This window comes from Gardnerella piotii (assembly GCF_003397585.1).
GTDB classification, from domain to species: Bacteria; Actinomycetota; Actinomycetes; order Actinomycetales; family Bifidobacteriaceae; genus Bifidobacterium; species Bifidobacterium piotii.
The window spans coordinates 501,107-524,058 of the sequence record NZ_QJUV01000001.1 but is presented as its reverse complement, the minus strand read 5'-3'; the positions used below and the strand labels follow the sequence as shown (position 1 = coordinate 524,058).

The window sequence follows — 22,952 nt, the reverse complement described above, 5'->3', positions numbered from 1 at the left end:
CATCTACCATTTTCTAACCTCTAATCTTATTAAATGATTCGCGAATCGCCTCCAGCGGCGGATTATCTAAGTGAATCGGGTTTCCAATCCCGTCTAAAACAACAAATCGCAAAGTGTTGCCTCTAGCTTTTTTATCTTTATGCATTAAGTCAAGAACCTTGGCAAAAGCATCGTCACTACTGCCGCCGCCATTCCAAGATATTGGCAATCCAAGTGACTTTAAAAGTGAACGATGATACTCAACGTCTTCTGGACTTAAATAGCCCAAAATTTTCGCAAGCTCCGCCGCAAAAACCATTCCAACAGCAACTGCGTTTCCGTGACGCCAAGAAAAATGCTCTATTTGCTCAATTGCATGACCAAGAGTATGGCCGTAGTTCAAAAACTCGCGCAAACCTTGCTCTTTTAAGTCGTTAGAAACGTGGTACGCCTTAACGCGCACGCTTTTTTCTATTAAATCGCAAACCATATTGTTCAAGTGTGAATCGCTTAAAACAGAAGAGCCATCGAGAGTGCATAATTTGCTAGCATTTTGCGGATTTTCCAGAATTTTTAGGATGCTCGTATCGCCAATAAACCCTGATTTTGCAACCTCTCCTAAGCCTTCAACAAAAATATCGTTACGAAGCGTATAAAACGCGCAAGTATCTGCCAAAACACCTGCAGGCGTGTAAAAACTACCAACCAAATTCTTGCCAAACGCAGTATTTACGCCAGTTTTTCCGCCAGTCGAAGCATCTACCATAGCAAGAAGCGAAGTTGGGCAATTTACGTAGCGGATTCCGCGCATCCAAGTAGATGCAACGAATCCAGCCAAATCTGTGGCTGCTCCACCGCCCAAGCCAACAATCGCATCTGAACGCGTAAAACCAGCATTTGCAAGATGCGACCATACAAAATCCGCAACCTTAACGGTTTTGCCAGCCTCTGCGTCTGGAATAAGAATGTCGAAAACATCGTAGCCAGCAGCGCGCAAAATAGTTCTTGCTTTATCGCTATGCCTTTGAACAGGCTGAGTGTGAATCAAAGCTACTCGAACAGGCTCTTTTCCAAGCATTTGTGGCAAAAGACTCATAGCACCAGCGCCAATATGAACATTATAGTCTTCAATATCCTTGCCACTTACATGCACAATTCGTTGCATAATCATATCTTTCAGCTTTCTTGCGGCAGGTTTTGGCGTTAATCCGTAAACGCGAGCGTGCAAATTCGCTACTTTACAAAACACGGGGTCTCTTTTAGCAAACAAATCCAACCACCGTTTTGCTCCGTCTTTGCCGCTTAGCATAGGGCGATTTGAATTCCAGCTTACGCGCTCAATTGCATCGTTTGGATCCACTTGCAAGTAAACAACGCGGCCACCGAGTTTTGTATATTTTTTTAAGACTTCTTGCGTTTGTGGGCGCATTGGGGAGCCGCCGCCGAGGGCGATTATTGGGGAGGATTGCTCAGAATCTGCAAAAATAGCATCTTTAACAATTTGAGCTTCAATATCTCTAAAAGACTCTTCGCCAAAATCCTTAAAATATTGAGCAATCGGCATATTGATTTTTTGCTCAATTAAATCGTCTGTATCTATAAAAGGAACATTCAAAATATGCGCTAATTCCTTGCCAACACGCGTTTTTCCAGCTGCAGGCATGCCGATTATAACAGCTAACGGCATTTTGTATTTAGGCACACCTTGAGCAGCGCTTTGCAAAGATTCTTCGCTCATCTCATATGCTCTTTCCAAGATTGAACGTAATTCTTAGCATTCCTAGCAGTTTCTTCTAGCGAATCTCCACCAAACTTTTCTAGCGCATACTTTGCAAGCGTTAACCGAACCATTGCCTCTGCAACTACAGAAGCAGCTGGAACTGCCGTAAAATCGGAGCGCTGATTAATTGCCTGCGCTGGCTGGCCAGTAAGCACATCTACCGTTCGCAAAGCACGCGGAATGGACGGAATAGGCTTCATTGCAGCGCGCACGCGAATTGTCTCTCCATTTGACATTCCGCCTTCAATTCCTCCAGAACGATTGCTAAGGCGCGTAATGTTGCCATCTTCGCCTGTTACGATTTCGTCGTGAGCAGCCGAACCAGGGCGATTTGCTTCTTCAAAACCGTCTCCAATTTCCACGCCTTTAATGGCCTGGATTCCCATAAGCGCCGCCGCCAACGCCGCATCTAATCGGCGATCCGACTCAACATACGTTCCAACTCCAGCAGGCATGCCGTATACCAAAACCTCTACAACACCGCCAAGCGTATCTGCATTGGCCTTTGCTTCATCAATGCGAGCCATCATGCGCGCTTCGGCATCTTTATCTAGAGTACGAACAGGCGAAGCATCCAACGCCTCAATATCATCTGGTGTTGGCAGGGCTAAACTTTTGCTTACATATTCGCCGCCGATCCCAACAACGTGCGCAACTGTGCGCACACCCAACGCTTGGTGCAAAAACGCATCAGCTACAGCGCCTAAAGCCACGCGAGAAGCCGTTTCCCTGGCACTCGAACGCTCCAAAACCTCGCGCGCGTCACTAAAACCGTATTTACGCATGCCTGTTAAATCCGCATGCCCAGGGCGCGGCCTAGAAAGAGGCGCGTTACGGCCTTCTTTTGGCAAATCATGGTCTAGCGGATCTGCACTCATCACTTCAACCCACTTTGGCCACTCGCTATTTGCGATTTCGATTGCAATTGGAGACCCAAGAGTAACACCGTGGCGAACGCCTGTAAGCAAACGCACTTTGTCTTGCTCAAACTTCATTCGCGCTCCGCGACCATATCCAAGTCGTCTACGCGCAAGAGCAGAAACAATGTCTGCGCTAGTAATCTTAACTCCTGCTGGCATGCCTTCAATCATTGCCACCAGCGCTTCACCATGCGACTCCCCTGCCGTTTGCCATCTAAGCATGCCTTCTCCAATCGCGTTGTGCGTTATATTTATTGTTATACTTCTTGCACTTAATACTGTTCTTTATTTTAAATCAATACTCGATTCTAAATCTGTATTCTACTAACCACTAAGTATTGCTCACAATCCACGCAATCTATCACACAAGCCTTTAACCACATTGAGCAAAATTTGTTGCAATGCAATTTTCGCTTATTTAGCATAATCGAATGAGTAAGTTTATTATGGCGTGTTTATTTGCAACGCCAACTCTTGTATGCACGATTGCAGTGTGCGTAACGGATTTAACAAGCCGCATTGTGCCTAGACTTTGGGTTGCGCTAGCTGCTTTTGCGCAATCTGCAGCGAACCTTATTTTTTCGCTGATTACTTTGCACAATGTTAATTTTCTTTTGCGCGGCTGGCTTTGCGCAGTAACAGTTTTTGCATTCTACGTTTTGGTGCAAAAACTTTGCGTGCGCGGAGCACTCGGATTTGGCGACGTTACGTGCGCTTCTATGATTGCTCAAGCTTTGGCGCTATTTGGATTCGGCTGCATAATCTACTGGTTTGCATTAGTTGGAATATTTGGATTAATTTGGATTTTAGTGTGGAAAATCTGCTCTAAAGTCTGCTGGCGATTTTTCCGTGAGCATCTTGTGCAAAATGAACAAAATAAAATCCCGTTCGTACCCGTATTAGCTGCATCTGCAATCATCGCTGTTATGCTTTGAACTTTTTGCTGCGATTTTATAGCGTTAAGTAAGGTGGAGATTCGAGATTTTTCGCAGCGAATGAAGCGAACCTCAGCATGAAATGGTGATTCGCTGAAGTAGCAAGAAAAATCGAGAATCTCGGCGATTAAGTGATACGTAATTGTTCAAGCACGTAAGAGGGCTGGGTAATTCTTGGTCGAACAGTATAAGAGCGGCAGCCGATACCAAATAATACAATGACTCACCCTACAAACAAACTTCAACTCAAAAAACAAAATCAAAGCCAAATCGGAACAACCGCAACAACAGACTGCACGTAAGAGGCGGAGCGTTGTGAGACAAGAATTACCCAGCCCTCCTACAACGCTAAATAGGAAAGCATTGCAACAAATTTTGCTCAATGTGGTTAAAGGCTTTTTGTAATTACACAAATACGTCAAGCGAGGTAGAGATTCGAGATTTTTCGCAGCTATCGAGGCGAGCCTCAGCGTCGCTAGATGGTGACTCGCCGAGAGAGCAAGAAAAATCGAGAATCTCGGTGATAAAAACCACGCAAAAGTTCTAGATATTCAGAAGGTTTGATGTATTTCTCTACGAGCAATAAATAGCGCCAACCTGAAGCCTTAGAATATTAACGTCCATAAGCTATACGCAAAAGTGTTTCGTTCGCGCGGTCTAAGCGCGCGAACGTCTTCGCCGCACGTAAAGTCCACTGGACTTTACGTTTGAGCGGCTCAGCGCGCCAAATTGCCTTCTCGCGCTACGCTCTAAGCTCGAAGGCAGGTTGGCGCGCCTGCGAGGAGAGAAATACTCAAACCTCGCACAACGCTAAATAGGAAAGCGCACTACGCTTTAAGCGAAAAGGCAGGTCCTGTCGTTCGCACGGATTAGCCGTGCGAACGTCTTCGCCGCGCAGAAGCAGTGCTTCTGCTCTAAGCGGCTCAGCGCGCCAAATTGCCTTCGCACGCTACGCTTTAAGCGCTCCGGCAGGTTGGCGCGCTAGTTAGCGTTTTCGTTGGAACGCTTATACTCGTCGCGAATCTTTAAGAAATCGTCGTAGTTATCCGCAAACTTAGTTTCGCCTGTCTTTAAGTTAGTAGTAACAAAATAAATCCATGGACCATTTGCAGGATTAAGAGCCGCCAAAATCGCGTTATCTCCAGGAATGCTTATAGGAGTAGGCGTCAGCCCCTTGTGAATCCTAGTGTTGTACGGGTTGCTTGCATCGTCTAGCTGCGATTGCGTAAGGTTAATCGCCTTAATCCCAATTCCGTACGCAACCGTAGTATCCATTCCCAAAGGCATGTCTTTAGCTAAACGATTTAAGATTACGCGCGAAACTTTGCCGTAGTATTCACGATTATTGACTTCTGCTTCTGCAATGGAAGCAATTTTAAGAACTTTTTGACGCAAATCACCCTTAGGAACGCCTAGAGAATCAAGCTTTTCAATGCGCTTATCTACCATTTTTGCCAATATCTTGCTAGCTGATTTAATGGCTTTTACGTTGTAAACTCCAGGCTCCAACCATCCTTCAAAGCTTCCGCCCGCCTCTGGCGGCAAAATCCCCTCGCCGTCCGCTTTTTGAATCGCGTTAAATTGAGCAATGTCAATTCCCGAGATTTGTGCAGCCTTGCGAATAACCTCCGTTGCGCGCTCCCCTGCTTTAACGTCTAAGAATCCACCAGCCTTGCTTTGGTCGGAAAGAATTTCCACTACGTCCATTGAATTCATGTGTTTTTTAAGCGCGTAAATTCCTGGGTACAAAATCTTGTTATTTGCTGCAACAATATTAGAAAAAGTGGATTGCGACTTTACAACCTGCGCCTTAACAAGGTTATTTCCCACTTCTACAGATCCTTGACCTGGTTCAATCGTAAATTCAACGAACCCACTTCCAGGACCTGGCCAGTCTTCCATAATTGACGACTGACTATTGTTTCTTACATAAACTGCAACTCGATATAAGCCGTATCCAACAACAAATAGCAACGCAAAAACTAGCGTAAGAATAAATGCGATTATGCGATTCCGCTTGTTTCTGCGATTTTTACGCGCAGTTCTTGCTTTTCGCGATTTTGGCGGAACAGGAGGATTGGATGAATTGTGACTCCATTTAGCGTTTTGATTGAAAAAATCGTCTATATTCTCACTCATTAAACGCTTCCTTTCTGATGGAGTTACTTTGCGAGTCACTTTGCGAGTCGCCTTTTACATTTTTGCAAGCATTTCTGTAATCGTCAATCGCAGATTGCAAAATCAACACTGCCGATTGCTGATCAACCATTGGACGATGCTTTTTAGTGGAAAAATCAGCATCTAACAATTGCCTATGGGCAGTAACTGTTGTTAGTCGTTCGTCGTTAAAAACGATTTCTGGAATAAAATCAAGCGACCAATCGCCATAATCAAAAAGCGATTTAATGCGCTTGGCTAAATTAGCACCCCATCTGCGCGCTTTTTTAGCAGACTTTCCTTCGGATCCATCTAACTGTAAGGGCAAACCAACTACGACTCGGCTCACACTATTGTCTTCTATAACGTTAATAACGTCTTCAATCGCATTAAATGAGTCGCCATAAGCTTGAATATTACCGATTGGGTGCGCAAAAGTCAGCTCAGGGTCGGACTTAGAAAGTCCAACCCTGGCATCTCCTAAATCAACGCCAAGCCAAATCATACGAAAACTCTAACTTATTAATTCGGCTCGAGTGTTAAACATCTTAAACATTCAACCTTTTGACTATAGCTTCAAAACTTCGGCTTTCACGGCCTCGAGTGCTTCATCAATCTTAGAAGCATCCGCACCGCCACCTTGAGCAAAGTCTGGCTTGCCGCCGCCACCGCCGCCAAGCACCTTGGAAGCTGTACGCACCAAGTCGCCAGCCTTAGCGCCAGCCGAGCGAGCTGCATCGTTAGTAGCAACAGCAACCATTGGCTTATCGCTCTCGTTTACACCGCACAAAGCTACAACTACTGGCGCATCTTCGCCCAAGCGAGAACGAACGTCAAGAACAGTCTTGCGCAAAGCGTCGAAGGAACCGAAGTTTCCAACATTCTTTACAGCAAGCTTAATCTTTGAGCTGCTTTGCTTAGCTGCATCAACTAATTCTGGAACAGCCTCATTAAGCTGGGATTCGTAAACAGAAGCAAGCTTGCGATCGGAATCCTTCATCTTGTTAAGCAAAGACTCTAAGCGCTCAGCCAATTCGTCTGGACGCGCATTAACCATGTCTGCAAGTTGCGCAACCAAAGCATGCTCGCGAGCGCCATATTGGTACGCTTCTTCGCCGCAAAGCGCGTCGATTCTGCGCACACCAGAGCCAATAGAAGACTCAGAAAGGATTGTAACCATGCCAATCTTGCCAGTGCTCTTAGCGTGAGTACCGCCGCAAAGCTCGCGGCTCCAGCCATCGCCAATCTCTACAACGCGAACAATATCGCCATACTTTTCGCCGAACAAGTGCATTGCGCCAAGCTTAAAAGCGTCGTCAATTGGCATTTCCTTTGGAACAACTTGCAAGTCTTCGCGAATACGCTCGTTTACGCGAGCTTCTACGCGCAACAATGCGTCTTTATCAACAGCCTTTGGCCATTGGAAGTCAAAGCGCAGACGGTCTGGATCTACCACAGAACCGCGCTGAGTTGCCTGTGGGCCAAGCTCCTCACGCAAAGCCTTGTGAAGAGTGTGAGTTGCAGTGTGGCTTCTAGCCAAAGCAGCTCTACGAACCTGATCAATATTGGTGTTTACAGGAGCACCAACGCTAAGAGTTCCTTCAGTAAGTCGGCAGCTGTGAACAATCAAATCCTTGATTGGTCGCTGAACATCGTCAACTTCCAAAATTGCGCCGTCATCGGAAATAATCTCGCCCTGATCAGCAATCTGGCCACCGCGCTCAGCGTAGAATGGCGTGCGATCAAGAATAACTTCAACGTTTGCAGGAGCGCTAACGCTTTTAACGGAGCCTTTACCTGCTTCAACAATTGCCAAAACGTTTGAACGGCTGGAGAAGTCTGTGTAACCGAGGAAGTCGATTGGCTTTTCGAGTGCCTTCTTAATGTCGTCGTAAACGCTAACGTCCACATTGTGACGCTTCTTCAAAGCATCCGCGCGAGCGCGACCTTTCTGCTCGCTCATAAGCTCGCGGAACTTAGCTTCATCAACCTTAACACCCTGCTCAGCAGCCATCTCTAGAGTCAACTCAATTGGGAAGCCGTAAGTATCGTGCAAAGTAAATGCGTCGGAGCCACCAACAATAGGGTCATCCTTGTGTTCCTTCTTGGCTTTTTCAACAGCCAAGTCAAGAATAGTCGTGCCCTTTTCTAGAGTGCGGCGGAATGCATCTTCCTCACCGTATGCAGCTTCGCTAACCTCGTGGAAAGTGTTGTTAAGCTCTGGGTAGCTTGGCTCCATAGCGCCCTTAGAAACTGGGAACAAGGTTGGCAAAACTGGGTCTTGCACGCCAAGCATGCGCATTGCGCGAACAGTTCTGCGAAGAAGACGGCGAAGCACGTATCCGCGGCCAACATTGCTTGGACGCACGCCATCGCTCATAATCATCAACGCGGAACGCACGTGATCTGCCACAACGCGGAAACGAACATCCGCATCGGCATTGCTGCCGTACTTTACGCCGCTAAGCTTTTCTGCAGCTTCAATAACTGGATAAACTTCGTCAGTCTCGTAAATGTTTTCCTTGCCTTGCATAAGGTAAGCCAAACGCTCCAAACCAGCGCCTGTATCAATATTCTTTTGATCAAGCTCACCAACAATGTGCAAATCGGTCTTAGACTTTACGTTGTCTACCTGGAAGTTCTCAAAAACCAAATCCCAAATCTCAATAAAACGAGATTCGTCTGCAGCAGGACCGCCATCCTTGCCGTATTCTGGGCCACGATCCACGTAGATTTCGGAGCATGGGCCGCCAGGGCCAGGGCCACCAGTAGTCCAGAAGTTATCTTCCATGCCAAAAACTTGCATGTGCTCTGGGTCGAAGCCCTCATTCTTCCAAATTGCGCGAGCTTCGTCGTCATCTGTATAAGTAGTTACCCAAAGTTTTTCTGGGTCAAAACCATAGCCGCCCTTATCTTGCGGAGTTGTTAAAAGCTCCCAAGCGTAGTGGATTGCTTCTTCCTTAAAATAATCACCAAAGCTAAAGTTTCCAACCATTTGGAAGAAGGTGCCGTGACGAGTTGTTTTACCAACTTCGTCAATATCGAGCGTACGCACGCACTTTTGATTAGACGCCATTCTGCGAGAAGGAGGCGTTTGCTCTCCCAAAAGATACGGTATGAATGGAACCATGCCTGCAATCGTGAAAAGCGTCGTTGGATTTGGAGAAATCAGCGATGCCGAAGGTACAACCATATGGCCATTCTTGGCAAAATAATCAAGATAACGCTTTGCAATTTCTGCTGTGCGCATGGGTACGAACTCCTTTTTATTTATTTAGACTTAGTATAAGACTACTTAGTAACTACTTAGTATAAGACTTATTTGTAAACGAATCGTCACGCTTATCGGCATACTTACTAGCATACTTAGAGTTAATCTGCGACTCGTGGGCTTTTCTGCTGGAATTAAAATCATTGTACAAAGACAAAATCGTGCTTAAAGTAAGATTTTTTGGATCTTTATCGAAGAAGAAATTCCTAGCGTTTTGTGGGAACTTTTCCTTAACGTACGCGCGAGCTTTTGTAACAGACATAACTCCCATTACAAAACCGACGCAAATCCAAAATAAACGCTTAAACATCACTCCCCCTTAGGCGTAAACGACTCGCCAGAATTTGCCGCATGCCTAGCGGAAGATTCTGCAGCATCCGTTGGAACAGTAGCCTTATTAAAGAACGCATTAAAAGTGTCTTTAAGCGCATAGCAAGCAGATGCAATTTTAACAACTGGCTTTCCAAGAAAAGCGCCATACAAATCCGTAAGAGCGCCAACATTTGTAGCTGTAGTGCGAGCAGCATCTGTAACAGCATTAACGTCTTCAAGTGTTTTGTTCACTTGTTTTACTGTTGTAACAGATTCGTCGATAGCAGGCAAAGCGTGCTCGCCCGATTCCTTAACAGTTTGAGAAATCTGATTAAACATTTTACCCAGCCGAATAAGCGGATAAATCATAAATCCCGAAAGCACCGCAAACGAAATCGCTGCAATTAGAGCAGCAATGTCTCCAACGCTCATCGTAACCTCTTTCCTGCTGTTTTACACACGACTACCCACGCAATGTATTAAAAGATTAACGAAGAGTCAAGACTCTTTTTGTAAATTTAGCGAACATTTAGTGAACACTTAACGAACATTTTTTGCGCAAACTAATCGCATTTACTCGTTATATCCCTTAATTGTTATAGCTTGGTCAATCGGCTCTGCTGTGTTGAAATCAAGGCGAGTTACACTTCCATTTTGCGGGCGCTCACTCAAATCGTAGCCAACAGGTGCAAAACGATGCATAAGGCTTAAAAGCGTGTTTCCGTGGGAGATTTGCAAAACGTTGTCTCCATCTTTTAACTCTGGATTGCTTGCGATTATTTTAAAACTGCCTTCAACGCGCTTCCAATATTCAATATCTGACTCTGCATCGTGGAATGGGTCGGCCTCTTTAAGCATGTCTCGAGTTGCAGCAAGACCAAATTTTTCAACGATTTCGTTATACGTTTTTGCTCCATGAGGCGCACCTGCAGCCCACCAAGCCATATTCATATCTTGGCCTTCAAAATAGCCGTAGCATTGTTCGCGAAAATGCATATCGCTTACAAGATGCGGACGAATATGCGTATTCTTTTCGTTTTCGCTTAAAATACGATCAGCTGTGATTTGCGCGCGAGTTGTATCGGAACAATATGCGGCAGCAAAAACAATGTTCTTAAGCTTTTGAGCTGCTAAATCGGCGTCTTTAAGCCCTTTTGGAGTTAGTGGAGAATTGCTCCATCCTTGCAAGCGATTGTAGCAATTAAACATGGTTTGGCCATGACGAACTAAATAAAGATGCAACAACATAACTTAATCATCTCACTTTTTAAGTAAAACGCGTAAAAATCAGAGTAATTAAGACGAGACTAATCAAATTAAGGCAAGTCTAATCAAGCATGACTAATCCAAGTCAGATTAATCCAAGTCAACATCTCCTAATTCTTGGAATCTGCTTGCAATCAACTCTGGAGTAGTATCGGAAATCCAAGATGCCATCCCTGCTTCCGACCCAGCCAAATACTTGATTTTATTGGCATCTCGCATAAACGAGAAGAATTGCAAATTAAGGCGATAATGCGAACGGCGAGAATCATGCACAGGAGCTTGATGCCACGCTGCAACGTAAGGCAAATCGACGAAATCGCTGGAATTTGCATCACTCGCTCCAGAAGATAAGTCGAAAGCAGCCGAACTTGCAAACGATTTAGCACTCGAATCGCCCGCGTTTGAAGACGATAATCCAAAGAACTTATTAGCACGCTTAAGAAGTGTTATGTAGATTTGCGCCAAATCCCAACGCTCTTGATCGTCAAGCTGATCCAAAGTAAGAACGTCTCGAACAGGAGCAACATGCACCTCTAGCGGCCATCGAGCAGCAGCTGGAACATACGCAACCCAACTGTGATTATGCATAATCACGCGCTTTTTAGCCTCAATCTCTGAATTCATCAAATCCTTAAGAAGATTGCCGCCAGTGCGCTCAAAATAAGCCTCCGTGTGGCGCAACTCCTGCTCTAACCTAGGAGCAATAAACGGATATGCGTAAATCTGACCATGAGGATGATGCAAAGTCACACCGATTTGACTGCCGTGATTTTCAAACGGATAAATCTGCTCAATTCCTTCGATTTGGCTAATTTCTGCGGTTCTAAACGCCCACGCTTCAACAATCGTGCGCATGCGCAAAACAGAAAGATTAGCTGGAAGCATGTTCTCGTTGGAACTAAAGCAAATCACTTCGCATCGGCCAGCTGCAGGAGCCTGCTTCCATAATGGATTTCCGTCAACGTATGTTGTTGTATTTGGCACGCCTGCAACCTGAGCCATAGCTGGATAGCGGTTTTCAAAAACAACAACGTCGTAGTCTTCATCTGGTATTTCGCCATCTTGATACTCGCACTGCGCTTTTCTGCCAGCAAATGGGTCGATTCTTGATGGCGAAGAATCTTTCGCAGAACCATCCGCAGAACCATGATTATTTGAATCCTCACCAAGAATCGCAGCTGGCCGCTTTGCCCACAACCTAGACATTGGAATCCAGTCTCCTGTAAGCGGATCTTGGCGCATTTGCGGAACTTCACTAGGAACTTCGTTGCCTTCGCTATCAACATGCGAAGTAAAACGATACGCCAACTTTCTAGGGTCAATCAGCTCCCTTGTTTTGTGGCCGCTAACGTATTCTGGATTGTCATCTATGTAGAAAAAGTCGCGCCCGTCGGAAAGCTTTGTTGCCGTAATGCGCATATGCTCGCGCGCGTAAGTTCCAGGGCGATACAACTTATACGGATACTCGCCACCAAAATCGCGAATCGGAGATTGCGTTGCACGCGGCGGCTCTTGCGGCGTAATACCACTTAAAACCGCAGGCATGGCAGGCATTTGCTGAGTTACATACAACGAATCGCGCACATCGGCAGCAGCTTCTCCTTCGGCTTGAGCTACAAGGCTACTAAGAGACGAATCCCCAACACCCGTGCTTGTAATCTTGCTCATAACCGTTTCGTTTGCACCGCTAGCTTTGCTTCTAGCGCGAATCGCGTTAACGTCTATTGCGTCAAAAGCATCTGTGTCTTCTAAGCTTTTTTCAACTTCGCGTTCATCTGCCTTCTTATGCTTAGATGCGTCGTCAATCTCGAATCCTGCAGCAGCACCACCTTCAAAGCCGCCGCCTGGGCCAGCAAATCCAGCTGTAGTTGGAATATTGTGCAACCCGTCAATCTTTTTAGGCTCTACCACAAGACCACCCCTTCAAAAGTGTTATTGTTTAGCGCGTCTTTTGCGTGTTTGTTGATTGCGCATGCGGCAAGTTGTTGTGCTTTTAGCGCATTCGCTTTGGTATTTTGTTGAGACATCTTTGACTCCATCGTCTCTTCTACTCTCTAGTCTTCTTTTTATTGCGTATTCTGTTTTACTTGTATTTTGTATCTTCTTTTATTCTTTTGTATATTCTTTTATATCTTAATAACACGCTTTAGACGCTTAGTTATCTATTATATATTTTCTGATTCAACACTCGCACAATGTTATATTTTGTAACATAACGGGCATTGTTGTAATGATTATATGTGATTTTGTTTTATTATTAAAGTGTTTTGTTGCATAATGTTCGGTTGCTTGCGACCCTTCCCTAACAAAAGTTAATGCTCACCAACACGTAACCAGCTTTTAGCATAACTCAGATTGCTTTTATGCAAGCGCACTACAGCTTCCTGCTTTTGTTTACCATTTGACCAAAAAAGGAACAAACACGGGCAATCGTTCCTGCTTTTGTTTACCATTTGACCCAATACGTAAACAAACACGGGCAAAATTACAGCAAAAATCGCAAGCAAAACGCATTGACCCCCACTATGCAATGCACAGCAGGGGTCAAGCGGTATGTCCTTAAGAATGAAATCCAGAATTTAGCGAGCGTAGTACTCGACGACGTACTGGATGTTGACTTCAACTGGAATCTGATCAACTTCCGGCTTACGAGTCAAAGTAGCCTTCAAAGAGGCAAGATTCACATCGAGGTAACCAGGAACTGCTGGCAAAACGTCGCGATGAACGCCTTCCGCAGCCATCTGGAATGGCACCATTGTCTGGCTCTTAGCGCGAACCTGAATGGTCTGGCCTGGCTTAACACGGTAGGATGGGCGATCAACAAGATTGCCATCTACCAAGATGTGACGATGCACAACAAACTGGCGAGCTTGAGCGGTTGTACGAGCAAAACCTGCGCGCAAAACCAAAGCGTCAAGACGGGTTTCCAAATCGGTGAGCATTGCGTCACCAGTCTGACCTGCAGTGTGCGTACCCTTTTCGTAAGCTGCACGAAGCTGCTTCTCGGAAAGACCGTACTGAGCGCGAAGACGCTGCTTCTCGCGAAGACGTACTGCGTAATCGGACTCGGTACGACGACGAGTGCGGCCGTGCTCACCTGGAGCATATGGACGCTTCTCGAAAATACGCTGAGCCTTTGGGGTCAAAGCGATGCCGAGGGCGCGAGAAAGACGCACCTGACGGCGAGAACGCTGAATATTAGTCATTACTAATCCTTTATTCTGTCGTTATCTGAACGGAACGTGAACCAAACTTTTACGATTATTCACGCTGAGCCGGCCTCTCCAGTGCTTCTTCGTGTAAACACACGAACGCGAAAGCATTAAAACGCTGAAATAACGCCATAATTCTTGCGCGCCGACCCACTGATGGGCTAAGGCTCCAGATAATGCCTACGAAAATAGGCATCGTTTCCTATACTACTCCGCACTGTAGATAGTTGCGCTCGCCTCAACATCATCATTTTGCGCGAAGCACGCCAGAGTCCATTGTGTAAACACAGTCAGCGCTTGCAGCAACTGACTCATCGTGAGTAACCACTAAAACAGCCGCGCCAGAAGCCGCACAATCGCGCAGCAAAGACACAACAGTTTGAGTATTTTGCGAATCCAAATCGCCAGTAGGCTCGTCCAAAATCAACAAACGCGGCTTATTAATCAAAGCGCGCGCAATCATAACGCGACGCATTTCTCCGCCAGAAAGCTCGCGCGGATAGCAATGCGCAAGATCGTCCACGTTAAGTCGCTTAAGCAAATCCATAGCGCGTGAAGTCAAACTAGCATAATCATTCAGCTCAAGCTTTTGCGCTGAATCGTCTACTCGCTTAGAAGATGTGCGCGCAATCATAACAGGCAAAATAACATTATCTAGCACATTCAAATTAGCAAGAAGCGTTTGCGATTGCGTAACAAAACCAATGTTTTTTGCGCGAATCGCAGAAGTTTGCTCGTCGCTTATAGAAGGAAGCGAAATATTGCATCCAAAAATCGTAACGCTTCCACGAGTAGGCTTTAGAAGCCCTGCAATCATGTTTAATAGAGTTGACTTTCCATTTCCAGACTTGCCAACAATCGCAACAAAATCGCCAGCTTTAAGCGAAAAATCAACATTATCTACAGCAATAAACTTGCGATTTTTGCGCTTAAATTCGCGAGTAACATTTTTAAGATTTACGACTGAATCGACTGAATTAACTGAATCGCCTAAATCGTTGCCAATTACTTTTTTTGCCATATCGCTCGCCACTTCACTCGCCATCTCTTAAAGTCAAATACGCTTCCCTGCTTGCGATTCGCCCCACAATAATCGCAGAAGTTACCAAAACACTAGCGAGCGAAAACGCTACAGAAATCGCAGCAAGCGCGCACACAAGCCAAACATTCGACTCCAAATACGGCAATTGCAACTGACTAGAAATCGCAATATTGTATGGGAACAAAATAAGCGAAGCAAACGCAACACCAATCACGCCGCCTGCAACGCCAATCACAGCAGATTCACGCGAAATCATGCCAAAAAGCATGCGCTTATTTGCGCCCAAAATCCTCAATGAAGCAAATTCCCTCTTGCGCTCCGATGTAGATGCCGCAAAAACGCACACAAGAATCAGCACGCCCACAGCCCAAAACGCAAAAACGCCAAGGAAAATCGCCTTGTTTAGCACCTCTAAGCTCTTTTTAGTCTGCTCGGTAATTCCGCCAGGAAAAACCATTCCAAGGCTTTTAATTCCGCTAGTTTTACGAATATTTTCCGCAACGCTCTTAGCGCTAAAACCCTTACGCACTTTTACAAGAACCGCACTAACGGCCTTGCGCGCGTATTTTGCAGGAATCGCAGTGTGCCCAACTTTCGACGAATACTTAACAACCGCTGGAATCGTGTCTCTGTTTACAAACACCGAGTTATCTAAGCTAGTGCCCGTTTTAGCAAGTTGCGCAACAATCGGCCATTCGTGCCCATACAAGCGAACCGTGTTTTGGTAAGACACAAGCACGTTTGCGCCTGCAATCATCTGCCCTTTTTTAAGCTCGCTTTTGTGTTGCGAATAAATCCATGGCGCAATTACAAAGTCACTCGTAGGGTCAAAACCTATGATTTGCAGCTTTTCCGCGCAGCATCCAGCAGATAAAGAAGATATGTAAGTTTGTACGCTTGCTTTTTCAACGCCTTTTGATTTTCGTACAAAATCCTCAATATTATTCGTAAAATAAAACGTGCTAGATCCGCCATTAGTAAGCAACGCTTCCGCACGATTGTAAGTATTTTGCGGAATCACCATAATATCCGCGCCAAGGCGAGCGCGCATACTATTTAGGCCGTTTGAAAGATTCAGGGAGATTAGCGAGCCGCCAAAAAACACTGCAGCTAAGCACGCGGAAACCACGATTAACGCGGCGGTTCTTAGCGGCTTTTGCTTTAGGTTTTCTAGCGGCAATCGCTTTAATGTAATAGTTCGCATAGTAAATTACTTAGATGCGCACTAGCGAGCAGATTTAGTGTCAAGATACACGCTAACAGATGCAAACACCAACGCGAGTACAGATAACACAATCAACGTTGGACGCATAACAGATGCGCAATGCATCATTGGGCTTTTGCAAACACCAATAAGGAATGTTGTAGTAGCGATCATAAGCAGAGAGCTAGCGATTACAGCAATATTTAAGCCAGCGCGAACGCGCTCTTTAACAAATAGTGCAATAATGCCTAAAATCGCAATAACTACGCCAATTCCAATAGCCACGCGGCTTGTGTAGTAGCATGCCATAGGTTGCATCATCATAGGCATTTTAGCCATTTTAGACATTTTGTGCATTCCACCAGTTGAGCATGGTTTTGCAAATGTCAATGGCGCTATAGCAATAAGAATTCCAAACACAATTGCATGAAGCGATGCGAATAATTTGTTCTTCATAATAAATACCTCATTAAAACTAGTTATTATTTTTTAGTGTTGCTTTTCTTTAATGCAACACGCTTTACGGCACTCACGTTTGCAAGCGCCACGCCTTTTAAATCTCGTATAAATACAACTGCAAAGATTCAGAACTTAATCGACTTCCCCTTGAGTCACAAATCTTACACATTTGCAGTTTTTACTTTTATTCTTTTTTACTTTTATTCTTCTTGCGCTTATATTTTTCTTACACTTATATTTTCCTACTTTTATATTTTTTCGTATAGCTTAATAGAAAACAAGTCTTGAATATTTTGTTTTAGTGTATATAATCACGCACTAGTTATAACAACATCACAATTAACAATTTAAAGTAATCTTCAATAAGGTTGTATTATTTTGCATACAACATCTATAAAACGAAAAATTTTACAATTTTACAATTTTACAATTTCTCGATTGGTGCAACTCTTAGCATAAGTCGCTTTACGCCATCCGATCCAAAGTCAACTGTAATAATCGAGTTTCTGCCCTTGTCTTGTGTTTTAAGAACAGTTCCAAGTCCGTATGTGTCGTGCGAAATTTTATCACCTTCATGAAAATCGTTGATGTTTAGGTGATTATCTTTTTCTTGCAAACTTTGTTTTTTGTAAGATAATGACGATGCGGACGATTGCAAATTTGAGGTGGACGATTGACTCTGGTACGATGCGCTTGATTTTCTTGCGATTCGCGTGGTGACTTTGCCAGATTTTGAGCCATACGACTTGCCGTATGAGCTGCCATAAGACTTGCCGTATGAGTTGCCATACGAACTAGAGCCATACGACTTTGAGCCATACGACTTGCCATAAGACTTTGAAGAACCATACGAGCTGCCATAATGCGATTTGCTGTAGCGAGATCCGCTGTAACTCGAGCCTCCGTAAGTTGTGTACGAATCGTCACCCCAAACGCCGTCGTTGCCAAAATCGTCGGAGAAATCGCCAGCAAAATCGCCAGCAAAATCACGGTCAAAATCTCTGCCTGCTCCCCTTAGTCCAGCACGCATAACATCTGCTTCCGTGCGCTTCCAGCAAATCAAATCCGCAGGAATCTCGTCCAAAAACTGGCTTTGAATCATCTCTGCAGACTTTCCCCATTGAGATCGCTCAGCTGCCCAAGTAACGTACAAAATCTTCTTAGCGCGAGTTATGCCAACGTATGCAAGACGACGCTCCTCGCAAAGCTCCTTTTGATTGTCAACACAGCGCGAATGAGGGAAAGTGCCTTGCTCCATTCCAGTCAAAAACACAACAGGATACTCCAAGCCCTTAGCTGTGTGAAGCGTCATAAGCGTAACTTTTCCAGTATCTTCGCCCTGGTCTGGAAGCTGATCCGAATCCGCAACCAAAGCAGTAGTCTCCAAAAAACCAGCAACATTAGCATCAGGCGTATTCTGCTCATACTCGGCTGCAACCGATTGCAATTGAGACAAGTTATCTACTCTAAATTCATCTTGAGGGTCCTTAGATTCTCGCAAATCTTGCAACAATCCGCTTTCGTTAAGCACGTTCTCTACAACCTTAGAAGGCTTGGAATCGTTAGCTTTCATAAAGTCAATAAGCGAAGTCATAAGATCCCTAAAACTCTTAAGCGCGTTAAAAGTTCTAGATGAAATACCAATTTGCTCCGCAATCTTATCTATTTGACTAAGAGCAGACCAAAAACTTATAGAATTTTCTTTTGCATAAGACGTAATCTGCGACTCAGCACGCGCTCCAAGACCACGCTTTGGAACGTTCAAAATTCGGCGCATATTAACATCGTCATCAGGGTTTGCAATCGATTGCAAGTAAGCAAGCGCATCTTTGACTTCGCGGCGCTCGTAGAACTTAGTTCCGCCAACAAGTTGATAAGGCAAGCCAGACTTAATAAGCGCATCTTCTAAGCTACGCGATTGCGAATTTGCGCGATACATAATCGCAATATCCGAGTAGTTTACGCCATCTTCACTTGCCAAACGCGCGATTTCTTGAGCAACCCACATTGCCTCGCCTTGCGCGTTATCTGCTACGTAGCCGACGATTGGCGAACCTTTGCCTAAAGATGTCCACAACTTTTTAGGCTTGCGATTAGTGTTGTTAGAAATCACAGCATTTGCAGCATCCAAAATGGTTTGCGTAGAGCGATAATTCTGCTCCAACATAATTGTTGTAGCGTTTGGAAAATCCTGCTCAAAGTCTTGAATATTGCGAATATCTGCACCGCGGAAAGCATAAATCGACTGGTCGGAATCGCCAACAACCGTGATTGAAGATTGCGGAAGTTGAGTGGAATCTGGTGAAGCTGCGAAATCTGGTGAAGCTGCGGAAACTTGTGGAACTGCGGAATTATCACCCACACCTGCATCACCCACACCTGCAAGCTGGCGAATCAAAACGTATTGCGCGTGATTTGTATCTTGATACTCGTCAACCAAAATGTAGCGGAACTTTCGCTTGTAATACGCGCTAACTTGCGGATTTTGGCGCAAAAGCTTAACCGTTAGCATAATCAGATCGTCAAAATCAACAGCATTCGAAACGCTAAGCCTATTTTGGTACTCCGCGTAAACAGCGGCGTAAAGCGCATCGGCATTGCCAGCAGCATTAAAGCTAGATGCGCCAGATACAGACGCGCCTGGCTTATAATCTGGTGCGTAATTTTTAAGATTTTCCTGCCATGTAACCAAATTATTTTTGAAATCAGATATCTTAGACAATAAAAGTTTAGGCGTAAACTTTTTAATATCTATGTTCAATTCGGAGGCAATGATTTTAACAAGACGCTCGCAATCGGAAGAATCATAGATAGAAAAGCCTGATTTTAAGCCGATTGAATCGCCATGAGCGCGAAGAATTTTAACGCAAGCAGAATGGAAAGTAGAGACCCACATGCTATTTGCACTATTGCCGATTAAGCTCGCCAAGCGCTCGCGCATCTCCGCTGCCGCCTTGTTTGTAAACGTGATTGCAAGAATTTGGCTCGGCCACGCTTTGTGATTAGCCAAAATCCACGCGATTCGGCGCGTAAGAACACGTGTTTTGCCGCTGCCTGCGCCAGCTCCGATTAAAAGCGCGGGGCCAGTGTATTGGACTGCCTTGGATTGCTGGGGATTTAAGCCTTCTAACAGTGTTTGAGGGTTGATTTCGGGGAGGTTGGAAGATTGTGCGGATGTTTGAGCGTATTGGACAGCGGCAGAAGATTGAGCTGTTTGGGAAGATTGTGCGGAATTTGAATATTTTGCGGAAAAATCGAAAGCCGCCGTAGAAGCAGAAACTTCGCTCGTCATATCTTCATTAATAGGAGCATCACTAATAGGGGTATCACTAATAAGAGCATCACCAGTGAAGGCATCGCCAATGGGAGCATCACTCTGCTCGTCGAAAACTTCATTAATAGTAGCATCGCTCTGCTCGCTGGCAGCTTCTGGATTGCCAAACAAATCAAAATCGTAACCGTACTTGCTCAAAAGCCACTCTCCCCCGTGTTCCAAATCGCAAAAATTAAACTCTAACCAATTTTAACGGACGGCAGCCAAACACAAATCGTGCGTTTTGCACTGTACGCATTACGCAAATCTGTAGTGCGATTGCGCTTTGACTGAGCTTGAAATTGCATAACGCATTTCAAGCTCCTTCAAAGCGTGATTTGGCTCAAATGTAAAGTCCAGTGGACTTTACATGCCAAATCAGCCGAGCGGCTACTAATAGCCGCGAGGAATACACGGCTAATCCGCGCGAACGACGACCTGCCTGAGCGCTCAAAGCGTAGCGCAAAAAGGCAGGTCGGAGCGCGGTCAAAGCGGGGGGTAAGCTATACAGATACCGCTGCACACGCAAAATACGCGCAATTTGAAAGGAATAATCGTGCAAGAACTTGAAGAACGCATCCAAAAAGAAGGCATTGTTAAGCCAGGAAATGTTTTGAAAGTCGACGCATTCCTTAACCACCAGTGCGATTGCGCGCTTTTTGACGCAATGGGAGCCGCTTGGGCACAGCATTTTCAGAACACGCAAATCAACAAAATCCTAACAATCGAGTCTTCGGGAATCGGAATCGCGTGCGTTGCTGCGCGTCATTTTGGAAACATTCCAGTGGTTTTTGCAAAGAAAGCGCAATCAATCAACTTGGATGGCGATCAATACGTGTCTACCGTATTCTCGTTTACAAAGCAGCGCGAGTTCCCTGTAATTGTGTCTAGAAAATATTTGAGCGCAGACGACCGCGTTTTGATTTTGGACGATTTTTTGGCTAATGGCAAGGCTTTGCAAGGGTTGATTGACATTTGCGATCACGCTGGAGCCACGGTTGCTGGCATTGGCATTGCTATTGAAAAAGGCTTCCAAGGCGGCGGAGACGCGTTGCGCGAAGCTGGATATGACTTGGATTCGCTGGCGATTGTGGAGTCGATGGATCCTAGCGATGGCTCAATCACATTCCGCAAATAGCCATACTTTCGCATTTTATACCACACGATACTTCCGCATTTTGTACCAAATTCAGGCCAAAACACGTACAAAAAGCGGAAAAAATTGACGCACTTTGTACCAAAATCAACCCAAAACACGTACAAAAAGCGGAAAATGCGAAAAATGCGATTGTGCGCAAATTGTGAAAAAATTAAACATAATTCTTCACAAATCGCAATTTTGCGTAAAAATACGATAAAGTAGTTCGGTTGGTGTTTGAAACCTATTACTCTAAATGTGCTAGTTTTCAACATGCAATTTTTAATAATTTTCAATAAGATAGCTTGATCAAGATAGCTTTAATCGGCTAGTTTTCAACTGATTGGCGGCTAAACGTATGAGTGATGTTGTGATTGTAAGCGCAGCGCGCACACCGATAGGCAAATTCGGAGGCGCGTTGAAGTCGCTCACATCTGTTGAGTTAGGAACAATCGCAGCAAAAGCCGCAATCGAACGCGCAGGAATCAGCCCAAAATCCGTAGATCAAGCGATTTTTGGCAACGTACTTCAAGCAGGCAGCGGTCAAAACGTTGCGCGCCAAATCGCCCTTAGATCGGGGCTTGACGAGTCAAGTTGCGCAATGACAATCAACGAGGTTTGTGGGTCTGGTCTTAAAGCCATTCGCCTTGCGCAGTCGGCGATTTGCATGGGAGACGCACAAGTCGTAGTTGCTGGCGGCACGGAAAGCATGAGCAACGTGCCGTTTTACGCGCAAAACATGCGATTTGGTGGCATTCGCTACGGCAACAGCGCGCTGGTTGATGGACTAAAAAAAGACGGTCTTTGTGATGCTTTTACTGGCAAAGAAATGGGCGTTACTGCAGAAAACGTGGCTGCAAAGTTTGGAATAACGCGCGAGCAGCAAGACGCTTTTGCGCTAAAATCGCACCAGAAAGCCGTTTTTGCGCAAAACAACGGCGATTTTGACGCGGAGATTGCTCCCGTGCAGCTTGCGGATGGAACTTTGATTAGCCGAGACGAGCATCCTCGAGCCAACACTTCTATGGAGAAATTGGCTAAGCTTAAAACGTTGTTTGAGGCGGATTTTGGAACGCGCGAAGCTGATGGAATGCGTGGAGCGAACTGTGGCTTGAGTGAGGCGGATTCTGGCAGTCGCGAAACTGGTGGAATGAGCGAGGCAGATTCTGGCACAAAACACTCGCCTACCGTAACCGCTGGAAACGCAAGCGGCATCAACGACGGAGCAGCAGCACTCGTCTTAATGAGCAAAGACTACGCAATCGCGCACGGAATCGACTATTTGGCAGAAATCGTGGGATTTGCCGAGGGCGGAATCAGCCCAGACCTTATGGGATACGCGCCAAAACACGTTATGGAGCGCATGCTAAAAAACACGGGCTACACCGTTGAAAACATTGACCTTTTTGAGATTAACGAAGCGTTTGCTGCGCAAAGCATAGCCGTTTGCCAGCAGCTGAACATAAGCGAAAGCAAGCTGAATGTAAGAGGCGGCGCGATTGCGCTCGGTCACCCGCTTGGCGCTAGCGGAGCCAGGATTTTAACAACACTTCTTTACGCGCTTAAAGACAATCACATGCAAAACGGCGTTGCGGCGCTGTGCGTGGGAGGCGGAATTGGAGTGAGCATGCAAGTTAGGATGCGAAAGTAGACGTGCGATTGACTTGCGCGGTTGACGTGCGTGTGTTGCAACTGGAGTTGTGACGACTGAAGGATGCGTGTTGCGACACGCACGGAGTGTGCGTATACGAATGACACCACTTGCGGAGTGTCGCAAATCGCGCGGTTGCTGGCGACTTTGCGGATGCTTACAACACGCGCGACTGGTCGCAGTTATGCGGCTGCTAGCGAATGTGGCGGCTACTGGCGACTTGAAAAATGGCGTCAATGGCGTCAAAGAAACATTGCAAAAGTGAAAAACGTAAAAATGAAAATCGTGAAAATAGCGCAAAAAATGGAGAAAC

At 45.5% G+C, this 22,952-nt stretch carries 17 protein-coding genes; 3 read left to right on the top strand and 14 right to left on the bottom strand.

Annotated elements, in window-relative coordinates:
• Nucleotides 1-13 precede the first annotated feature (13 nt).
• Together D0T20_RS02390 and aroC are read right to left on the bottom strand one after the other, a co-directional pair.
• Nucleotides 14-1,717: a bifunctional shikimate kinase/3-dehydroquinate synthase gene (locus D0T20_RS02390; RefSeq protein ID WP_116438284.1), complete on the bottom strand. Its 1,704-nt coding sequence runs from the start codon at nt 1,715-1,717 to the stop codon at nt 14-16.
• Complete coding sequence (gene aroC / locus D0T20_RS02385; protein ID WP_116438283.1) at nt 1,714-2,901, bottom strand: chorismate synthase; 1,188 nt, start codon at nt 2,899-2,901, stop codon at nt 1,714-1,716. Before aroC ends, D0T20_RS02390 begins: the two co-directional genes overlap by 4 nt.
• A gap of 209 nt (nt 2,902-3,110) precedes the next feature.
• Between aroC and D0T20_RS02375 the strand changes: the two genes are divergently transcribed.
• Nucleotides 3,111-3,614, top strand: a complete 504-nt coding sequence (locus D0T20_RS02375) for an A24 family peptidase (RefSeq protein WP_116438282.1) — start codon at nt 3,111-3,113, stop codon at nt 3,612-3,614.
• A 981-nt stretch (nt 3,615-4,595) separates the two neighbouring features.
• Here D0T20_RS02375 and mltG read toward each other — a convergent pair.
• From mltG to D0T20_RS02305, 12 genes are all read right to left on the bottom strand, one after another.
• Nucleotides 4,596-5,753, bottom strand: coding sequence for an endolytic transglycosylase MltG (gene mltG, locus D0T20_RS02360; protein WP_115761579.1), 1,158 nt, complete (start codon nt 5,751-5,753; stop codon nt 4,596-4,598).
• Nucleotides 5,746-6,276 carry a Holliday junction resolvase RuvX gene (gene ruvX, locus D0T20_RS02355; protein ID WP_004131952.1) on the bottom strand — a complete coding sequence of 177 codons (531 nt, stop codon included), beginning with the start codon at nt 6,274-6,276 and terminating at the stop codon, nt 5,746-5,748. Before ruvX ends, mltG begins: the two co-directional genes overlap by 8 nt.
• Nucleotides 6,277-6,339: 63 nt before the next feature.
• Nucleotides 6,340-9,021: an alanine--tRNA ligase gene (alaS, locus tag D0T20_RS02350; protein WP_116438281.1), complete on the bottom strand. Its 2,682-nt coding sequence runs from the start codon at nt 9,019-9,021 to the stop codon at nt 6,340-6,342.
• A 52-nt stretch (nt 9,022-9,073) separates the two neighbouring features.
• Nucleotides 9,074-9,352 (bottom strand): hypothetical protein, encoded by a 279-nt coding sequence (locus tag D0T20_RS02345; protein WP_115756789.1) that lies wholly within the window; start codon nt 9,350-9,352, stop codon nt 9,074-9,076.
• Complete coding sequence (locus D0T20_RS02340) at nt 9,352-9,786, bottom strand: DUF948 domain-containing protein (protein ID WP_004131946.1); 435 nt, start codon at nt 9,784-9,786, stop codon at nt 9,352-9,354. Before D0T20_RS02340 ends, D0T20_RS02345 begins: the two co-directional genes overlap by 1 nt.
• Nucleotides 9,787-9,927: 141 nt before the next feature.
• Nucleotides 9,928-10,602, bottom strand: a complete 675-nt coding sequence (locus D0T20_RS02335; RefSeq protein WP_116438280.1) for a histidine phosphatase family protein — start codon at nt 10,600-10,602, stop codon at nt 9,928-9,930.
• Nucleotides 10,603-10,710: 108 nt separating this feature from the next.
• Entirely contained in the window at nt 10,711-12,039 is a 1,329-nt protein-coding gene (galT, locus tag D0T20_RS02330) for a galactose-1-phosphate uridylyltransferase (RefSeq protein WP_162862714.1), read from the bottom strand.
• 1,160 nt (nt 12,040-13,199) lie between these two features.
• On the bottom strand, nt 13,200-13,826 hold the full coding sequence (gene rpsD / locus D0T20_RS02325) for a 30S ribosomal protein S4 (protein WP_004113375.1): 627 nt from the start codon (nt 13,824-13,826) through the stop codon (nt 13,200-13,202).
• 253 nt (nt 13,827-14,079) lie between these two features.
• Nucleotides 14,080-14,853, bottom strand: coding sequence for an ABC transporter ATP-binding protein (locus D0T20_RS02320; RefSeq protein ID WP_162862662.1), 774 nt, complete (start codon nt 14,851-14,853; stop codon nt 14,080-14,082).
• A 13-nt stretch (nt 14,854-14,866) separates the two neighbouring features.
• Nucleotides 14,867-16,078, bottom strand: a complete 1,212-nt coding sequence (locus D0T20_RS02315; RefSeq protein WP_016799959.1) for an ABC transporter permease — start codon at nt 16,076-16,078, stop codon at nt 14,867-14,869.
• 21 nt (nt 16,079-16,099) lie between these two features.
• The gene (locus D0T20_RS02310; protein WP_116438278.1) at nt 16,100-16,534 is read right to left on the bottom strand and encodes a DUF4418 family protein; all 435 of its coding nucleotides are present in this window, start codon (nt 16,532-16,534) and stop codon (nt 16,100-16,102) included.
• A gap of 427 nt (nt 16,535-16,961) precedes the next feature.
• A complete protein-coding gene (locus D0T20_RS02305) occupies nt 16,962-20,009 on the bottom strand; it encodes an ATP-dependent helicase (RefSeq protein WP_162862661.1) in 3,048 nt (1,015 codons plus the stop codon).
• A gap of 397 nt (nt 20,010-20,406) precedes the next feature.
• On the opposite strand from D0T20_RS02305, the gene D0T20_RS02300 reads away from it, so the two are divergent.
• Nucleotides 20,407-20,988: a xanthine phosphoribosyltransferase gene (locus D0T20_RS02300; RefSeq protein ID WP_032816948.1), complete on the top strand. Its 582-nt coding sequence runs from the start codon at nt 20,407-20,409 to the stop codon at nt 20,986-20,988.
• Nucleotides 20,989-21,346: 358 nt separating this feature from the next.
• Complete coding sequence (locus D0T20_RS02290; protein ID WP_116438276.1) at nt 21,347-22,639, top strand: thiolase family protein; 1,293 nt, start codon at nt 21,347-21,349, stop codon at nt 22,637-22,639.
• Nucleotides 22,640-22,952 lie beyond the last annotated feature (313 nt).

Excerpts from the sequence above, each read along its gene's own strand:
- D0T20_RS02390 (WP_116438284.1), bottom strand. The coding sequence starts at position 1,717 with ATGAGCGAAGAATCTTTGCAAAGCGCTGCTCAAGGTGTGCCTAAATAC.
- aroC (WP_116438283.1), bottom strand. The coding sequence starts at position 2,901 with ATGCTTAGATGGCAAACGGCAGGGGAGTCGCATGGTGAAGCGCTGGTG.
- D0T20_RS02375 (WP_116438282.1), top strand. The coding sequence starts at position 3,111 with ATGAGTAAGTTTATTATGGCGTGTTTATTTGCAACGCCAACTCTTGTA.
- mltG (WP_115761579.1), bottom strand. The coding sequence starts at position 5,753 with ATGAGTGAGAATATAGACGATTTTTTCAATCAAAACGCTAAATGGAGT.
- ruvX (WP_004131952.1), bottom strand. The coding sequence starts at position 6,276 with ATGATTTGGCTTGGCGTTGATTTAGGAGATGCCAGGGTTGGACTTTCT.
- alaS (WP_116438281.1), bottom strand. The coding sequence starts at position 9,021 with ATGCGCACAGCAGAAATTGCAAAGCGTTATCTTGATTATTTTGCCAAG.
- D0T20_RS02345 (WP_115756789.1), bottom strand. The coding sequence starts at position 9,352 with ATGTTTAAGCGTTTATTTTGGATTTGCGTCGGTTTTGTAATGGGAGTT.
- D0T20_RS02340 (WP_004131946.1), bottom strand. The coding sequence starts at position 9,786 with ATGAGCGTTGGAGACATTGCTGCTCTAATTGCAGCGATTTCGTTTGCG.
- D0T20_RS02335 (WP_116438280.1), bottom strand. The coding sequence starts at position 10,602 with ATGTTGTTGCATCTTTATTTAGTTCGTCATGGCCAAACCATGTTTAAT.
- galT (WP_162862714.1), bottom strand. The coding sequence starts at position 12,039 with ATGCGCATTACGGCAACAAAGCTTTCCGACGGGCGCGACTTTTTCTAC.
- rpsD (WP_004113375.1), bottom strand. The coding sequence starts at position 13,826 with ATGACTAATATTCAGCGTTCTCGCCGTCAGGTGCGTCTTTCTCGCGCC.
- D0T20_RS02320 (WP_162862662.1), bottom strand. The coding sequence starts at position 14,853 with ATGGCAAAAAAAGTAATTGGCAACGATTTAGGCGATTCAGTTAATTCA.
- D0T20_RS02315 (WP_016799959.1), bottom strand. The coding sequence starts at position 16,078 with ATGCGAACTATTACATTAAAGCGATTGCCGCTAGAAAACCTAAAGCAA.
- D0T20_RS02310 (WP_116438278.1), bottom strand. The coding sequence starts at position 16,534 with ATGAAGAACAAATTATTCGCATCGCTTCATGCAATTGTGTTTGGAATT.
- D0T20_RS02290 (WP_116438276.1), top strand. The coding sequence starts at position 21,347 with ATGAGTGATGTTGTGATTGTAAGCGCAGCGCGCACACCGATAGGCAAA.